This is a genomic window from Methylobacterium sp. 22177 (genome assembly GCF_052045615.1).
GTDB classification, from domain to species: domain Bacteria; phylum Pseudomonadota; class Alphaproteobacteria; order Rhizobiales; family Beijerinckiaceae; genus Methylobacterium; species Methylobacterium radiotolerans.
Map to the genome: position 1 here is coordinate 24,340 of NZ_JBQEPK010000046.1, position 15,384 is coordinate 39,723.

Consider the following 15,384-nt stretch of genomic DNA (forward strand, 5'->3'; position numbering starts at 1 on the left):
GCCGAGCGCCGCCCGTCCAAACCGATCTTCCGGGAGAAACCGTGATGACCGCAGTCGCCAAGATCGTCCACACCGCCCCCGAGGTCGAGGCCGAGCCCGATCTGACCGACGGCTTCCACCTCGTCATCGACGCGCTCAAGCTCAACGGCATCGACACCATCTACGGTGTCCCGGGCATCCCGATCACCGATCTCGGCCGCATGGCCCAGGCCGAGGGGATGCGGGTCATCTCGTTCCGCCACGAGCAGCACGCCGGTAACGCCGCGGCGATCGCGGGCTTCCTCACCCAGAAGCCGGGCATCTGCCTCACCGTCTCGGCACCGGGCTTCCTCAACGGCCTGACCGCCCTCGCCAACGCCACCACCAACTGCTTCCCGATGATCCTGATCTCGGGCTCCTCCGAGCGCGAGATCGTCGACCTGCAGCAGGGCGACTACGAGGAGATGGACCAGCTCGCCATCGCCAAGCCCCTGTGCAAGGCGGCCTTCCGCGTCCTGCACGCCGCCGATATCGGCATCGGCGTCGCCCGCGCGATCCGCGCGGCCTGCTCGGGCCGGCCGGGCGGCGTCTACCTCGACCTGCCCGCCAAGCTGTTCTCCCAGGTGATGGACGCCGAGGCCGGCCAGAAGTCGCTGGTCAAGGTGATCGACCCGGCCCCGGCCCAGCACCCCGCTCCCGAGGCGATCGCCCGGGCGCTCGAGGTCCTGAAATCCGCCAAGCGGCCGCTGATCGTGCTCGGCAAGGGCGCCGCCTACGCCCAGGCCGACGAGGCGATCCGCGCCCTCGTGGAGACGAGCGGCATCCCCTACGTTCCGATGAGCATGGCCAAGGGCCTCCTGCCCGACACCCACCCGCTCTCGGCCGGCGCGGCGCGCTCGACGGCGCTGAAGGACTCGGACGTGGTGCTGCTGATCGGCGCCCGGCTGAACTGGCTGCTGTCGCACGGCAAGGGCAAGAGCTGGGGCGAGCCGGGCTCGACCAAGTTCATCCAGATCGACATCGAGCCCCGCGAGATGGACTCGAACGTCGAGATCGTCGCTCCGGTGGTCGGCGACATCGCCTCCTGCGTCCAGGCACTGCTCGACGGCATGGGCCAGGGCTGGCAGCAGCCCCCGTCCGACTGGATCGAGACGCTCAAGACCAAGCGCGAGGCGAACATCGCCAAGATGGCGCCGAAGCTCATGAGCAACGCCTCGCCCATGAATTTCCACGCCGCGCTCGGGGCGCTCCGCACCATCATCAAGGAGCGGCCGGACGCGATCCTGGTCAACGAGGGCGCCAACACCCTCGACCTCGCCCGCGGCATCATCGACATGTACCAGCCGCGCAAGCGCCTGGACGTCGGCACCTGGGGCATCATGGGCATCGGCATGGGCTTCGCCGTCGCGGCCGCGGTCGAGACCGGCAAGCCGGTCCTCTGCGTGGAAGGTGACAGCGCCTTCGGCTTCTCCGGCATGGAGGTCGAGACGATCTGCCGGTACGGCCTGCCGGTCTGCATCGTGGTGTTCAACAACAACGGCATCTACCGCGGCACCGACACCGACCCGACCGGTCGCGATCCGGCCACCACGGTGTTCGTGCCGGATTCCCGCTACGACCGGATGATCGAGGCCTTCGGCGGCGTCGGCTACCACGTCACCACGCCGGACGAGCTGACCCGCGCGGTCAACGAGGCGATGAACTCGGGCCGCCCAGCCCTGGTCAACGCCGTCATCGACCCGGCCGCCGGCAGCGAGAGCGGCAACATCGGCAGCCTCAACCCCCAGAGCGGGATCAAGAAGAAGAAGTGAGGGCCGCGGGCGTCCTCAGCCCGGTCCCCTGACATCGACAGACCGGCCGGATCGCTCAGCGGTCCGGCCGTTCGTGAATGAGCGGCATCCTCTCAGGCCGATCCGCAGGTCCCCTCGCCCCTGTGGGAGGGGCAGGCCTTCGCGGCGGCAAGCTACGTCGCGCGATCCCAGACACCGATCCGACGAGTCCCCGCGATGATCGATCCCGACCTCGCCGGCCGCCTGCACTTCCGACACCGTCTCCCGACTGAGGAGCCTCTTCCCCCAGGCCGGCACGATCTCGGCCTCTTCGCCGAGCGCGACGCGGTGCTGGTGGTTCCCGAGGGTCTCGATCCGCGCCGCCCCTGCCCGCTCGTGGTGCTGTTCCACGGCGGCGGCGGCAGCGCCGAGCGGATCCTGCCGATGCTGGAGGCGCATGCCCGGACCGAGCGCTTCCTGCTCCTCGTGCCGCAATCCCTGTTTCCGACGTGGGACCTCGTCATCGCCGGTCACGGGCCGGACCGGGAGCGGGTCGCGGCGGCGCTGGATCACGTCGCCGACCGGTTCCTGCTCGATCCGCAGCGGCTCTGCTTCGCGGGCCACTCGGACGGCGGCAGCTATACGCTCTCCCTGGGGCTCGCCAACGGCGACGTGGCGCGCCACCTGATCGTCTCGTCGGCCGGGTTCCTGTCGGTTCACCTGCAGGTCGGGGCGCCGCGCATCTTCCTGTCTCACGGGACGCAGGACGAGCAGATCCCGATCGACCGGAGCGCCCGGGTCCACGTGCCGGCCCTGCGCGAGGCCGGCTATCCGGTGACCTTCGTCGAGTATGACGGCCCGCACGCCCACCAGCCGGCCGTGGTGGCGCAGGCCGTCGCGTTCTTCCTGGCGGACCCGGCCGAACGCCCCTGAGGCTCAGGCCAGGGCGGCCCGCGCCGGCGCGCGGGCGCGGACCGGTGCCTCGCGCGCGTCGGTCTCGGACAGGAGCGCCGGGATCAGGTCCGTCTGCGAGACGATCCCGACCAGGCGGCCGTCGGTGTCGACCACCGGCAGGTGGTGAAGCCCCGCCTCCGACATCCGCGGCACCAGCGCGGCCACGGGCGTGTCGGGACCGACCGGCTCGACGGCGCTCATGATGTCGGCCGCGCAGCCGTGAGGGGCGCGGCCGCGCTCGGCGGTGAGGCGCAGGCGGCGGCCGAGGCCGAGACGCGGCCCGTTCCGGTCCCAGGCGGCCTTGTCGAGCAGATCGGTCTGCGTGACGATGCCGAGGACGCGCGCGCCCTCGTCGGTGACCGGGAGCGCCTTGATCCGGTGACGGCGCAGCAGCCGCATGGCCTCGGACAGCGGCGCGTCCGGCGCCACCGCGATCACGTCGCGCGACATGATCGCCGCGCAGGTGATCGGCCCCGAGCGGCGGCCGTAGACCCGCATCTGCACGCGCCGCAGGATCTGCTCCAGGTCGCTCCGGTCGACGTCGAGAAGCTGGTCGAAATCCTCCAGCGCGGCATCGAGGTCCGAGGCCCGGAAGCCCACGCGGGCGCCGGAGGGCGGATCGGCCGTTCGCGGCCCGGCGGGTCGCAGGTGCGGGTAGGCGCGCCCGGTCAGGTTGTTGAACAGCAGGGCGGTTGTCAGCAGGAGCAGCGAGTTGGCCGCCACCGGCCACAGCACGAAGCCGTAGCCCAGCTCCCGGATCGCCGGGCCGCCGAGGACCGCCGTCAGCGCCACGGCCCCGCTCGGCGGGTGCAGGCAGCGCAGGGCCATCATCAGCGCGATCGCCACGCCGATGGCGCAGGACGCGGCCACGAACGGGTCGCCGATCCAGGCCGCCGCCGTGACGCCCACGAGCGCCGCCACGGTGTTGCCGCCGAGGATCGACCAGGGCTGCGCCAGGGGGCTCGCTGGCACGGCGAAGAGCAGCACCGCCGAGGCCCCCATCGGGGCGATCAGCACCGGCAGCGCCTCGGCCGGGACGGAGACCCGACAGACGAAACCGGTCGTCAGGATGCCCACGAGGGCACCGGCCGCGGAGCGCAGGCGCTCGCGCTTGCTGACCGGGGTCAGCTCCGGCAGGAAACGGCTGAGGAATGCGCGCATCGGATCCGGGGCTCGCACATGCAAAGGACGGCGCCGGGGGAGCGCCGTCCTGTCTCAGGAACGCTGAGGTCGGGCGGTCTCTATCAGACCGCGCGGGCCTCGTGCATCGCCCGGATCTGCTCCGGCGTGTAACCCAGGTCTGCGAGCACCTCATCGGTGTGCTCGCCCAGCAGTGGCGACGCCTTCACCTCGACTTTCATGTCGGAGAACTTGATCGGGCTTCCGACGGTCAGGTACTTGCCGAGCTTCGGGTGCGCCACCTCGACGACGGTGCCGCTCTCGCGCAGGGACTTGTCCTCGGCGATCTCCTTCATCGACAGCACCGGCGCGCAGGGGATGTCGTAGGTGCGCAGGATGTCGACCGCCTCGAACTTGGTCTTGTCGGCGAGCCACTCCTCGATCGTCTTGAAGATGTCGAAGATCTTATCCTGGCGGGCCCGCGGGGTGTTGTAGCCCGGATCGGTGATCCACTCCTCCTTGCCGAGCGCCTTGCAGATCGGCGCCCAGGCGTGGCCCTGGATGGTGAAGTAGATGTAGGCGTTCGGGTCGGTCTCCCAGCCCTTGCACTTCAGCACCCAGCCCGGCTGTCCGCCGCCGCCCGCGTTGCCGCCGCGCGGCACCACGTCGGAGAACTCGCCGTGGGGGTACTGCGGGTACTCCTCGAGGTAGCCGAGGGCGTCGAGGCGCTGCTGATCGCGCAGCTTCACGCGGCAGAGGTTGATCACCGAGTCCTGCATCGACACGGCGACCTTCTGGCCCTTGCCGGTCTTATTCTTCTGGTGGAGCGCCGTGAGGATGCCGATGGCGAGGTGCATGCCGGTGTTGGAGTCGCCGAGCGCGGCGGCGCTGACGGTGGGCGGCCCGTCCCAGAAGCCCGTGGTCGAGGCGGCACCGCCCGCGCACTGGGCGACGTTCTCGTAGACCTTCAGGTCCTCGTAGTGGTGACCGTCCGAGAAACCCTTAACCGAGGCGAGGATCATGCCCGGGTTCAGCTCCTGGATGCGGGCCCAGGAGAAGCCCATCCGGTCGAGGGCGCCGGGGCCGAAATTCTCGACCATGACGTCGGAGTCCTGGATGAGCTTCTCGAGGACTTCCTTGCCGGCCTGGGTCTTGGTGTCGAGGGTGAGCGAGCGCTTGTTGGAGTTCAGCATCGTGAAGTAGAGCGCGTCCGCGTCCTCGACGTGGCGCAGCTGGGTGCGGGTCACGTCGCCGGCGCCGGGACGCTCGACCTTGATCACGTCGGCGCCGAACCAGGCGAGCAGCTGCGTGCAGGCCGGGCCGGCCTGGACGTGCGTGAAGTCGATGATCTTGATGCCTTCCAGCGGCTTGCTCATTGGGCGTTCTCCCTGTGCGGTTTGGTGATCGGGACCTTCGGCTCGTCCGGCGGGATCAAGGCGCCCGGCGGTTCGCATCCGAGGAAGCTTCGAGTTCGGCCACGCGCTGGCGCAGGCGCTTCTCCTCGGCCCAGCGATCGGTCTCGTCGCGGATCACGGCGACGATCCCGGTCACGTGGTCGGAGGCGTCCCGCACCATCCCCACCGTGAAGGCGATGGAGAGCTGGTGGCCGTCCTTGTGGAGCGCCGGCACCCTCAGGGTCTCTGCCCCGTACCGGGTGACGCCGGTGCGCATGGTCTTGGCGTAGCCGTCCCAGTGGCGGCGACGGTGCCGCTCGGGCGTGATGAGGTCGAGGCTCTGCCCCAGCGCCTCGGCGGCGGTGAAGCCGAAGATGCGCTCGGCGGCCGGGTTCCAGACGGTGATGGCGCCGTCCGGATCGGACACAACCACGGCGTCGCCGATGGCCTCGACCAGACCGTCAAGTTCGGAGGGACCGGGCGCGGCCAGGGTCGGCCCGGTCGTCCTCATGGACGCCACCCGGTCGGCGGCGCGGATGAGAGGTGAATCGCGGCAGTCCGGCGCCTTGTCATGGGGCGGCCCTTCCTGAACGTCACTCGCGAGAACGGCGGTAAATTTCCGGTCCCGCATCCCTGAAGGGCCGTCACCCGCCCTCGTCGGTTGGTATTTGGTATGCCAAATGGGAAATGGCGTCAACCTAGGGAGTGACAGGTGGAACTTTTCTTCAAGCGGCCGAATGAGATCTCCGGCGAGGCCGAGGAGCGGACGCACCCTGCCCGACCGAGTCGGCGTGTCTCGGCAAGGCGCTCATGTTGTTCTCAGATTCGCCGCTTTCGGCGAGCAGGAGATCGTGCGTCAGGCCGCTCGTACCGGCGGTTCGGCGAGCCGCCCGGGAGACCATTTCGGTGATCCGTTTCGAGAAAGTCAGCAAGGTCTACCGCACGGAGGGCCACCGGCGGACCATCTTGGAGCAGGTGTCGTTCACCCTGAAGCCGGGCGTCTCCTACGGCATCCTCGGCATCAACGGCGCCGGAAAATCGACCACGATGCGGCTGATCGCCGGCACCGAGGACGCGACGCGGGGCCGGATCCACCGCGGCCTCAGAGTGTCGTGGCCCCTCGGCTTCGCCGGCGGTTTCCATCCCAAGATGACCGGGCGCGACAACGTCACGTTCGTGGCGCGCATCTACGGCGAGGACCCGCGCAAGGTCCTCGATTTCGTCGAGGACTTCTCTGAGCTCGGAAGCTACCTCGACGTTCCGATCTACACGTACTCATCCGGCATGGGCGCGCGGCTCGCCTTCGGTATGAGCATGGCGATCCCGTTCGACTGCTATCTGATCGACGAGATCACCTCGGTCGGCGACGCGCGGTTCTCGAAGCGCTGCGACGAGGTCTTCTCGCAGCGTCGGAAGAACGCCGACATCATCATGGTCTCGCACTCGATGGAGACGATCCGCCAGTGGTGCACGCAGGGGCTCGTCCTGCTCAACGGCCGCGCGATCATCTACGAGGACGTGAACGACGCCATCGAGGTGTACCGGCGCCTCAACGCCTGACCGTGCCGGCGGCCGGCCGTGACGACATGCTTTTGCCGCCTCGCCGTGCGAGAGACGATCGCGGCGCCGCGTGCGGCGCGGTCGGGATCCCGGTGACGGATCGACCTTCGAGGCCGGGGAGGCCGGGAATCAGACCATGAACATGGAGATCCGGAAGGCCGAGGGGCAGCCGGTCACGCCCGCGGACCGCCAGCAGGCTGTCAGCGAGTCGCTGCGGCAGATCGCGCGCATGTCGCGCTTCGCCGACCGCAAGAAGGGAATCCGGTCTTACCAGGCCGATGCCAAGAATGATCCCTGGATCCCGATCCTGTTCGTCGTCTGCTTCCTGCTGCCGACCCTCGCCGGCGCGGTCTATTACGGCCTGATCGCCTCGGATCGCTACGTCACCGAGGCGCGGTTCGCGATCCGGCCGGCCCTCGGCTCCGCCGAGAAGACGTCCTCGGAGACCGGGGGCACGAATTCCGGCATGGCGAACCAGATGGTGGCGCAGGACACGCTGATCACGCGCGAGTTCATCCTGAGCCGGCCGATGCTGGAGCTCCTCGAGGCGCAGCTGCCGCTGCGCCAGTGGTACAGCAACGATTCGATCGACTACTTCTCGCGATTCGATCCGGAGAAGCCGATCGAGAAGTTCCTCCGCTACTGGAAGCGGCGCGTCGGCGTCGAGGTCGAGTCCGGATCCGGCATCCTGTCGGTGGAGGTCGAGGCCTTCGATCCCGAGGAATCCCTCGCCATCGCCAAGGCCGTCATGAAGGAGGCTGAGCGCAAGGTGAACGACCTCACCGTCAAGTCGCGCGAGGATGCGGTCGCCGAGAGCACGCGCGAGCTGCGGCTCGCCGAGGAGCGGATGACCAAGATCCGCCTCGCGACCCGCGACCTGCGCAATCGCGAGGGCGTGCTCGACGCTCAGAAGACGAACGACATCAACGTCAAGATGATCGCCGAACTGCGGGCTTCCCGAATCAACCTCGCATTGCAGCTCGCCATCGGACAGCGGGACCTCGGGCCCGACGCGCGCCGGATCATCGACATCAAGCAGCAGATCAAGGACATCGACGAGAACATCGCCCGGATCGAGCGGCAATCCGCCAGCCAGGATCCGGAGCAGAAGCGCCTGCTCTCGGACGCGTTGACCAAGTTCGAGGTCCTGGAGAACGACCGCAAGAACGCCGAGAAATACTATCAGCAGGTGCTGACCGCGCACGAGCGCGCGCGCATCATCGCGGCCCGGCAGATCGAGTTCTTCAGCCCGATCGTCGAGCCGGTTAAGGCGGAATCCTCCACCGAGCCGCGGCGGCTCCTGATGATCGGGCTGATCACCGCGGGCGCGGGCGTCCTGTTCGGCGCCGCGATGTTCGCCCGGAAGATGATGACCTGACCACCGCCCGGCCGGGCTTCCCGGGGACGGTCCGAGATCATCAGCGGCCGGACCCGGTGCCCCGGTCGTCGGCCGCCGGGCCGATCGTGCCGCCGGTCCAGCCCTGCGCCCGCCAGCCCTCGGCACGCTCGTCGAGATCGATCGACCCCGCATGGTCGAGAATGGACAGGACGCGCTCGGCCCGGGACTCGTCGGCGCGCACCGTCACCAGGGTGCCGCCCCGGCGCACGCCCTCGGCGTAGGTCTCGGCCTCGTCCGCGCTGAGACCCGCCGCCGTCAGGCCGCCGATCAGGCCGCCGGCCGCGGCGCCCACGCCCGCCCCCGTCACGGTGGCGACGAGCCAGCCCGCCGCCACCACCGGGCCGAGTCCCGGTATCGCCAGCAGACCCAGGCCCGCGAGCAGCCCGGCGCCGCCGCCCAGCACCGTGCCGACCGTGGCGCCGGTGCCGGCGGAGTCGGCCGCATCCACCGGTCGGGGAACGGCGGCCCCCGGCGCCCGCGGCGGGGCCGCGGGCTCGTCGCGGTTCGCGATGATGCTGATGTCCGCGTGGGGAATGCCGGCGGCCTCCAGCCGGTCCACCGCACCTGCGGCGGCGTCGTAATCGTCGAACAGGGCGGTCAGGGCGCGCAGGGCCATCGAACTCTCCCGGGATTCGCGGGCCTGGGCCCGGAGACGTGGCGGCGGCGCGGGCGGCCCGGACGCGGGCTCGGTCGGATGCCGGATCGACGCTCTCGCCGTCCGATCAAGCGATCGCGGCGGCCCCGGTTCCCGTCACCGTCGGCCGCATCTTAACGCCGCGCTAACCATCCGGTCGGCAGATCTTGCCGGGTACGTCCCGGTCGCGTCCCGGGTGAGCGGCAGCGGGTGGCATCGATGGCAGAGACGGCGAGCGCGCCGGCACAGACAGGGGCGGCGGCCGTCCTCGGCCAGCTGACGCTGCCGACGCGCGGCGACCTCCAGGCGCTGTCGAAGCGGTCGGACCTCCTCTTTGCCACCGGCGTGCTGGGGATCCTGGCGGTCCTCATCTTCCCGCTGCCGGCGATCCTGCTCGACCTGCTGCTGGCCGTGTCGATCATCATGTCGGTCCTGATCATGATGACCGGCCTGTCGATCGACAATCCGCTGGAATTCACCGTCTTCCCGACGCTGCTGCTCATCGCCACGATGCTGCGGCTCGCCCTGAACCTCGCCTCGACGCGCCTCATCCTCGGCCACGGCCACGAGGGTACGGCGGCGGCCGGCCACGTCATCGAGGCCTTCGGCCACTTCGTGATGGGGGGCAACTTCGTCATCGGGATCATCGTGTTCGCGATCCTGATCATCGTGAACTTCGTGGTCATCACGAAGGGCTCGGGCCGGATCGCCGAGGTCGCGGCCCGCTTCACCCTCGACGCGATGCCCGGCAAGCAGATGGCGATCGACGCCGACCTGTCGGCCGGCCTGATCGACGAGAAGGCCGCGAAGGCTCGGCGCGCGGCCCTGGAGGAGGAGTCCTCCTTCTTCGGCGCCATGGACGGTGCCTCGAAATTCGTGCGCGGCGACGCGGTGGCGGCCCTGCTGATCACCTTCATCAACGTGGTCGGCGGCATCATCATCGGCGTGGCGCAGCAGGGCCTGAGCTTCGGCGAGGCCGCCAAGAGCTACACCCTGCTGACCATCGGCGACGGCCTGGCGAGCCAGGTCCCCGCGCTGATCGTGTCGACGGCGGCGGGCCTGCTGGTCTCGAAGGCCGGCGTGCGCGGGGCCGCCGACAAGGCGCTCGGCAAGCAGCTCGCGCATTATCCCAAGGCGCTGGGCATGTCGGCGGCGGTGATGCTGCTGATCGCCCTCCTGCCCGGCATGCCGATGCTGCCCTTCGTCCTGCTGGGCGGCGGGGCCGGCTACGCGGCGTGGCGCATCAACAAGACCGCCAAGCTGGCGCCGCCCCTGGACGCTCAGGGCGTCCCGATGGATGCGGCCGCGGTCGCGGCGGCCAGCGCCGCCAAGGAGGAGACGGTCACCGACCTGCTGAAGCTCGACGACCTCAAGCTCGAGATGGGCTACGCGCTCCTCGCCCTGGTCAACGGCGAGGGCCAGGACCGGCTCACCGACCAGATCAAGGCCCTGCGCCGCCAGCTCGCCGCGGAACTGGGCTTCGTGATGCCGTCGGTGCGCATCCTCGACAACGTCCAGCTCGACGCCAACGCCTACGTGGTCCGGGTCAAGGAGATCGAGGCGGGCACCGGCCGGATCTTCCCGGGCCAGTTCATGGCGATGGACCCGATGGGCGGTCAGGTTCAGCTGCCCGGGCAGCACATGCTGGAGCCGACCTTCGGCCTGCCGGCGACCTGGATCGACGCGGCCCTGCGCGACCAGGCCCAGCTCAAGGGCTACACCGTGGTCGATGCCGCCACCGTCGTGTCGACGCATCTCACCGAGGTCATCAAGGCTCACGTCTCCGAGCTCCTCAACCACGTCGAGGTCTCGAAGCTGCTCCGCGAGCTGCCCAAGGAGCACGCCGAGCTGCTCAAGGAGATCGTGCCGTCGCAGATCTCCACCACCGGCATCCAGCGCGTGCTGCAGTTCCTGCTCGCCGAGCGGGTCTCGATCCGCGATCTCGGGGCGATCGTGGAGGCGGTCGCCGAGGTGGCGGGCGCCGTGAAGAACCCCCGCGACGTCGTCGAGCACGTCCGGGCACGCCTGGGCCGGCAGATCTGCGCGCAGTACCAGGATCCGAACGGCATGCTGCCGATCATCACCCTGTCGCCGGCCTGGGAGCAGGCGTTCATGGAGTCGATCGTGGGCGAGCGCGAGGAGCGCTACCTCGCGATGCAGCCTTCGAAGCTCAGCGAGTTCGTCAACACCGTGCGCGACCGCTTCGAGACGGCGGCGCGCCAGGGCGAGATGCCGGTGCTGGTCACCTCGGCCCAGACGCGCCCCTTCGTGCGCTCGATCATCGAGCGCTTCCGCCGCGAGACGCCGGTGATGAGCCAGGCGGAGATCCACCCGCGGGCGCGGCTGCGGACGGTGAACTCGATCTGAGGATCGACCGGCCGCGGCGCCGGCGCTCTGCCGGGGCCGCCGCAGCCGCCACGTGGGCCCTCAGAGGCATCGGCGCGAACCGCGCACGCACGCGGCAAGACGATCCGGAGTGGTGTGCGGTGTGACGCTTGAGGGCCGACGTGACGGCGTGATGGCGCTCGTGGAGACGGCGTCCAGTCCTGTCAGATCGCCTTCTGCTTGAGCTCCCGCTCCATCTCGTGCGCGTCGAGGCCGGGAACGACGACGGGCGGCTCCGGCACGGCGGCCGCCTTGGGCCCGTGCGCGGCCGAGCCGATCGCCGCGGCCAGCCGCGAGCGCTCGAAGGCGATCACCACGATCACCGAGACCAGCGCCGGCAGCCAGAAATAGAAGATCCGGAAGATGATCACCGCCGCGATGATCGCGTCCTTCTGCGCCTCGTCGGTGATGTGCATCGCGGTGATGAACACGATCTCGAACACGCCGAGGCCGCCCGGCGCGTGCGAGGCCAGTGCCACCGAGAACGAGGCCAGGAAGATCGCCAGGACCGGGATGAAGCCGGGATTCATCGCCTCCGGCAAAGCGAAGTAGATGATGCCCGCCGCGCCCAGGAGCTCCAGCGGTGCCGCCAGAAGCTGGCGTCCCATGATGCCGGGCCGGGGATACTCGAGCTTGAACGAGCGGATGTGGAGCGGGCGCAGGTGCAGGATCGAGCCGATCACGTACAGGCCGACGAAGCCCAGCATGCCGATGCCGACGATCAGCGCGGTCTTGGAATCGGTGAGGAAGCCCGGCAGCTTGCCCTCGAGCCGCGTCAGCAGGTGCGGATCGACCACCAGCGTGAAGCCGCCGAGGAGGACGGTCCCGAGGAAGAAGGTGAACGAGCAGAGCGCCACCAGCACGGCGACCTGCGCCGCCGTCAGGCCCTTGGCCGTGTAGGCCCGGTAGCGGACGAGCGCGCCCGAGAAGACCGAGGCGCCGATATTGTGCGACAGCGCGTAGGTCGTGAACGAGCAGAGCGAGACGAAGAGCCACGAGATGTGGCGGACGCCCAGATGCAGCAGGGCGATCCGGTCGTACCAGGCGAGTGCCGCGTAGGCGACCAGGGTCGAGAGGGCCGCCAGCAGGATCCGGTGCGGCGGGATCGCCAGAATCGCGGCCCAGATCGCCGAGAGCGAGGTCGTCTTCAATTCCTGGTAGAGGAAGTAGCCCGATATCACGACGGCCGCGAGGCCGATCAAGGGCCAGATGAACTCGCTGATCTTCTTCATGAACACCGACGCCCTGGGGAGAGCCCCTGATGCGCCGGCACGCGACGCGCTGCAAGCGGCATGAGACCGCCGCGATCCCCCTTGTCAGGTGATCGTGACGGTTTCGTGCCGCGGGAGCCGGTCAGCGGCCCGCCGGACCGCGTCAGCCCCGGGCGCGGTTGAGGCCGATCCCGTCCATGGCGGCCTGGTCGCGGGCCGATTCGGCAGCGCGCTCGGCGGTCCGCTCGCGATCGTTCAGGATCTCGACCTTCTTGAGCTCCTCGAACGCCTCGCCCAGTTCGGCCTTCGCCTCGGCGAGCTGGCCCTCGAGCGCCTGGGCGGACTGAATCATGTTGTCCCGGCGCGTCGCCGCCGCGCGGGCGTAGGTCGGGTAGGCGAAGTGACCGACGTCGGTGATGCCGGCCCGGGCCTCCTCGACGGCGACCTCGCGATCGAGCTCCACCGCCATGCGCTGGAAGTCGGCCATCATCATCTCGATCTGGGTCACGCGCCGGCGCTTCTCGTCGACCTGGAAGCGGCGCAGGCGGATCAGCGTGTCACGCGATTTCATCAGGACGCTCACTCCACGCAACGCTTGAGGCCGCGTCCGGGATCGTGCCCGGACCGAGCCTGTGCGCGAGCCTGCCCACGGCAGACCCGCCCGAATCCCCCACGTGCACCATGATCGCGCCGAAGCGTTAACGCCCCGGCCCACAGTGCCTAGGCCCCGCCGACGATCTCGGAGAGCCGTGCGTAACCATCGCCGATGGACGTTGCTTCTTCCTTACCCTGCCCCAGAAAAGCCTCAAGATGCGGCATGAGCGCGACCGCCTCGTCGACCTCCTGGGAGGAGCCGGCCCGGTAGGCGCCGAGGCGGATCAGCTCCTCCATGTCGGCGTAGGTCGACAGCAGCCGCCGCGCGCGCCGCACGACCGGGAGATAGGCTGGATCGCAGGAGCGCGGCATGGTGCGCGAGACCGAGCGCAACACGTTGATCGCCGGGTAGCGCCCGCGCTCCGCGATGGCGCGCTCCATGACGATGTGGCCGTCGAGGATGCCACGCACCGCGTCCGCCACGGGCTCGTTGTGGTCGTCGCCCTCGACCAGGACGGTGAACAGGGCCGAGATCGTCCCCTGCCCCACCCCGGGGCCGGCGCGCTCGAGCAGGCGCGGCAGCTCCGAGAAGACGGTCGGCGTGTAGCCCTTGGCGGTCGGCGGCTCGCCGGCGGCGAGGCCGATATCGCGCTGGGCCATGGCGAAGCGCGTGATCGAGTCGATCATGCACAGGACCTTGGCGCCCTGATCGCGGAAGTGCTCGGCGACCGACAGGGTCACGTAGGCCGCGTTCCGGCGCATCAGGGCCGGCTCGTCGGAGGTCGCCACCACGACCACCGAACGCGCGAGGCCGGCGGCGCCCAGATCGTCCTGGAGGAATTCCTGCACCTCGCGGCCGCGCTCGCCCACGAGGCCGATCACCGCCACGTCGGCGGCCGTGTAGCGGGCGAGCATCGACAGCAGCACGGACTTGCCGACGCCCGACCCGGCGAAGATGCCCATCCGCTGGCCCGCGCACATGGTCAGGAAGGTGTTGATGCATCGGACGCCGAGATCGAGCGGACCGCCGACCCGGGTGCGGGCATGGGCCGGGGGCGGATCCGCGCGCAGGGGATAGACGTCGGGCCCCTGCGCCAGGGGGCCGAGCCCGTCGACCGGCCGCCCGAGGGCGTCGATCACCCGGCCCAGCCACGCGCCGGAGGGCCGGATCGCGCCGGCCGATTCGTCGCGGACATAGGCCGGGCAGCCGCGCCGCACGCCCTCGAGCGAGCCGAACGGCATCGCGAGTGCCCGATCGCCCTGGAAGCCGATGACCTCGCACGGGACCAGCCCGTGGCCGTTGGCGCCCTCGACGTCGACCCGGCCGCCGAGTCGCATCGCGGCCACGGGTCCGGCGACCTCGACCAGCAGGCCGCGGATCGCCACGACCCGCCCGAACGTCTCCAGCACCTCGATCCGCTCCAGGGCGGCCCGCGCCGACGCGAGGGAAGCAACGGATCTTGCCGGATCCTGTGTCATCGGCCTGGCTCTCAACGCTTCGTTTACCGGCCTCCTTAACACTGCGGGTCACGGGCTCGTAGCGGCTCGATCCGGGTCGCGGCCGTGGTCGCGCCCGACGAAGTCGTACCGGTGTGTCCGACGGACAACACCGGGGATCGGATCGTTGCGGAGGAAGTACTTACGCCGAAGGGGGCGAGCGGCCTGGACGCGGACGGAACGGAATCGGGACCGTGGGCGTGACCGGAGAGGCGATGTTTCTCCTGTCAAGCTCGCGGAACTGCGAACGAGACGCTTGCGGGCAGGAATCAGGTTTTGTTAACGATTAATCCATAGCGTTCCACGTCAAGAGCGACGGAGCGCCCGTCCACAGGCCGGTGGCGGGCGAAGGCTGGGACGTGTCTGCGCGCTGATGCGGCCGGCGGGGCTGGGGACCGACGATGCGGGTACTTTTGATCGAGGACGACAGCGCGACCGCGCAGAGCATCGAGCTGATGCTCAAGTCCGAGAACTTCAACACCTACACCACCGACCTCGGGGAAGAGGGTGTCGATCTCGGTAAGCTGTACGACTACGACATCATCCTCCTCGATCTGAACCTGCCCGACATGTCGGGCTACGAGGTGCTCCGCTCGCTGCGCGTGGCGAAGGTGAAGACGCCGATCCTGATCCTGTCCGGCATGGCCGGCATCGAGGACAAGGTGAAGGGCCTCGGCTTCGGCGCGGACGACTACCTCACCAAGCCGTTCCACAAGGACGAGCTGGTGGCGCGCATCCACGCCATCGTGCGCCGCTCGAAGGGTCACGCCCAGTCGGTCATCACCACCGGCGACCTGATCGTTAACCTCGACCAGAAGACCGTCGAGGTCGGCGGCGCCCGGGTGCACCTCACCGGCAAGGAGTACCAGATGCTGGAACTCCTCTCGCT

The 15,384-nt window shown here is 69.6% G+C and carries 13 protein-coding genes; 6 read left to right on the forward strand and 7 right to left on the reverse strand.

Annotated elements, in window-relative coordinates; translation table 11 throughout:
• Positions 1 to 44 precede the first annotated feature (44 nt).
• The gene (gene oxc, locus ACTJK8_RS27220) at positions 45 to 1,790 is read left to right on the forward strand and encodes an oxalyl-CoA decarboxylase (RefSeq protein ID WP_012322472.1); all 1,746 of its coding nucleotides are present in this window, start codon (positions 45 to 47) and stop codon (positions 1,788 to 1,790) included.
• Between the two features lie 195 nt (positions 1,791 to 1,985).
• The gene (locus ACTJK8_RS27225; protein WP_024828014.1) at positions 1,986 to 2,681 is read left to right on the forward strand and encodes an alpha/beta hydrolase; all 696 of its coding nucleotides are present in this window, start codon (positions 1,986 to 1,988) and stop codon (positions 2,679 to 2,681) included.
• 3 nt (positions 2,682 to 2,684) lie between these two features.
• Here ACTJK8_RS27225 and ACTJK8_RS27230 read toward each other — a convergent pair whose 3' ends face one another.
• From ACTJK8_RS27230 to ACTJK8_RS27240, 3 genes are all read right to left on the reverse strand, one after another.
• Entirely contained in the window at positions 2,685 to 3,863 is a 1,179-nt protein-coding gene (locus ACTJK8_RS27230) for an HPP family protein (RefSeq protein ID WP_024828015.1), read from the reverse strand.
• A gap of 83 nt (positions 3,864 to 3,946) precedes the next feature.
• Complete coding sequence (frc, locus tag ACTJK8_RS27235; RefSeq protein ID WP_012322469.1) at positions 3,947 to 5,197, reverse strand: formyl-CoA transferase; 1,251 nt, start codon at positions 5,195 to 5,197, stop codon at positions 3,947 to 3,949.
• A 55-nt stretch (positions 5,198 to 5,252) separates the two neighbouring features.
• Positions 5,253 to 5,726 (reverse strand): PAS domain-containing protein, encoded by a 474-nt coding sequence (locus ACTJK8_RS27240; protein WP_012322468.1) that lies wholly within the window; start codon positions 5,724 to 5,726, stop codon positions 5,253 to 5,255.
• A gap of 395 nt (positions 5,727 to 6,121) precedes the next feature.
• Here ACTJK8_RS27240 and ACTJK8_RS27245 point away from each other — a divergent pair, with 395 nt between their 5' ends.
• Together ACTJK8_RS27245 and ACTJK8_RS27250 are read left to right on the forward strand one after the other, a co-directional pair.
• Positions 6,122 to 6,775, forward strand: coding sequence for an ABC transporter ATP-binding protein (locus tag ACTJK8_RS27245; RefSeq protein WP_012322467.1), 654 nt, complete (start codon positions 6,122 to 6,124; stop codon positions 6,773 to 6,775).
• Between the two features lie 136 nt (positions 6,776 to 6,911).
• Positions 6,912 to 8,153, forward strand: a complete 1,242-nt coding sequence (locus ACTJK8_RS27250) for a capsule polysaccharide transporter (protein WP_012322466.1) — start codon at positions 6,912 to 6,914, stop codon at positions 8,151 to 8,153.
• Positions 8,154 to 8,193: 40 nt separating this feature from the next.
• Here the strand turns inward: ACTJK8_RS27250 and ACTJK8_RS27255 are convergent, their stop codons facing one another.
• A complete protein-coding gene (locus ACTJK8_RS27255) occupies positions 8,194 to 8,790 on the reverse strand; it encodes a hypothetical protein (protein WP_024828016.1) in 597 nt (198 codons plus the stop codon).
• 237 nt (positions 8,791 to 9,027) lie between these two features.
• Here ACTJK8_RS27255 and flhA point away from each other — a divergent pair, with 237 nt between their 5' ends.
• Complete coding sequence (flhA, locus tag ACTJK8_RS27260; protein ID WP_012322464.1) at positions 9,028 to 11,175, forward strand: flagellar biosynthesis protein FlhA; 2,148 nt, start codon at positions 9,028 to 9,030, stop codon at positions 11,173 to 11,175.
• Between the two features lie 182 nt (positions 11,176 to 11,357).
• Here the strand turns inward: flhA and ACTJK8_RS27265 are convergent, their stop codons facing one another.
• The 3 genes from ACTJK8_RS27265 to fliI form a co-directional block, all read right to left on the reverse strand.
• Positions 11,358 to 12,425: a lysylphosphatidylglycerol synthase domain-containing protein gene (locus ACTJK8_RS27265; RefSeq protein ID WP_012322463.1), complete on the reverse strand. Its 1,068-nt coding sequence runs from the start codon at positions 12,423 to 12,425 to the stop codon at positions 11,358 to 11,360.
• A 142-nt stretch (positions 12,426 to 12,567) separates the two neighbouring features.
• A complete protein-coding gene (fliJ, locus tag ACTJK8_RS27270; protein ID WP_012322462.1) occupies positions 12,568 to 12,975 on the reverse strand; it encodes a flagellar export protein FliJ in 408 nt (135 codons plus the stop codon).
• 149 nt (positions 12,976 to 13,124) lie between these two features.
• Positions 13,125 to 14,477, reverse strand: coding sequence for a flagellar protein export ATPase FliI (fliI, locus tag ACTJK8_RS27275; RefSeq protein WP_012322461.1), 1,353 nt, complete (start codon positions 14,475 to 14,477; stop codon positions 13,125 to 13,127).
• Between the two features lie 419 nt (positions 14,478 to 14,896).
• Here fliI and ACTJK8_RS27280 point away from each other — a divergent pair.
• Positions 14,897 to 15,384 (forward strand): response regulator transcription factor (locus ACTJK8_RS27280; RefSeq protein ID WP_440762832.1); only part of this gene is annotated, 488 nt, incomplete at its 3' end.

Bases quoted from the DNA above. Each gene is read 5' to 3' on its own strand.
- ACTJK8_RS27240 (WP_012322468.1), bottom strand. From the start codon at position 5,726: ATGAGGACGACCGGGCCGACCCTGGCCGCGCCCGGTCCCTCCGAACTT.
- ACTJK8_RS27265 (WP_012322463.1), bottom strand. From the start codon at position 12,425: ATGAAGAAGATCAGCGAGTTCATCTGGCCCTTGATCGGCCTCGCGGCC.
- fliJ (WP_012322462.1), bottom strand. From the start codon at position 12,975: ATGAAATCGCGTGACACGCTGATCCGCCTGCGCCGCTTCCAGGTCGAC.
- frc (WP_012322469.1), bottom strand. From the start codon at position 5,197: ATGAGCAAGCCGCTGGAAGGCATCAAGATCATCGACTTCACGCACGTC.
- oxc (WP_012322472.1), top strand. From the start codon at position 45: ATGACCGCAGTCGCCAAGATCGTCCACACCGCCCCCGAGGTCGAGGCC.
- ACTJK8_RS27230 (WP_024828015.1), bottom strand. From the start codon at position 3,863: ATGCGCGCATTCCTCAGCCGTTTCCTGCCGGAGCTGACCCCGGTCAGC.
- flhA (WP_012322464.1), top strand. From the start codon at position 9,028: ATGGCAGAGACGGCGAGCGCGCCGGCACAGACAGGGGCGGCGGCCGTC.
- fliI (WP_012322461.1), bottom strand. From the start codon at position 14,477: ATGACACAGGATCCGGCAAGATCCGTTGCTTCCCTCGCGTCGGCGCGG.
- ACTJK8_RS27250 (WP_012322466.1), top strand. From the start codon at position 6,912: ATGAACATGGAGATCCGGAAGGCCGAGGGGCAGCCGGTCACGCCCGCG.
- ACTJK8_RS27255 (WP_024828016.1), bottom strand. From the start codon at position 8,790: ATGGCCCTGCGCGCCCTGACCGCCCTGTTCGACGATTACGACGCCGCC.
- ACTJK8_RS27225 (WP_024828014.1), top strand. From the start codon at position 1,986: ATGATCGATCCCGACCTCGCCGGCCGCCTGCACTTCCGACACCGTCTC.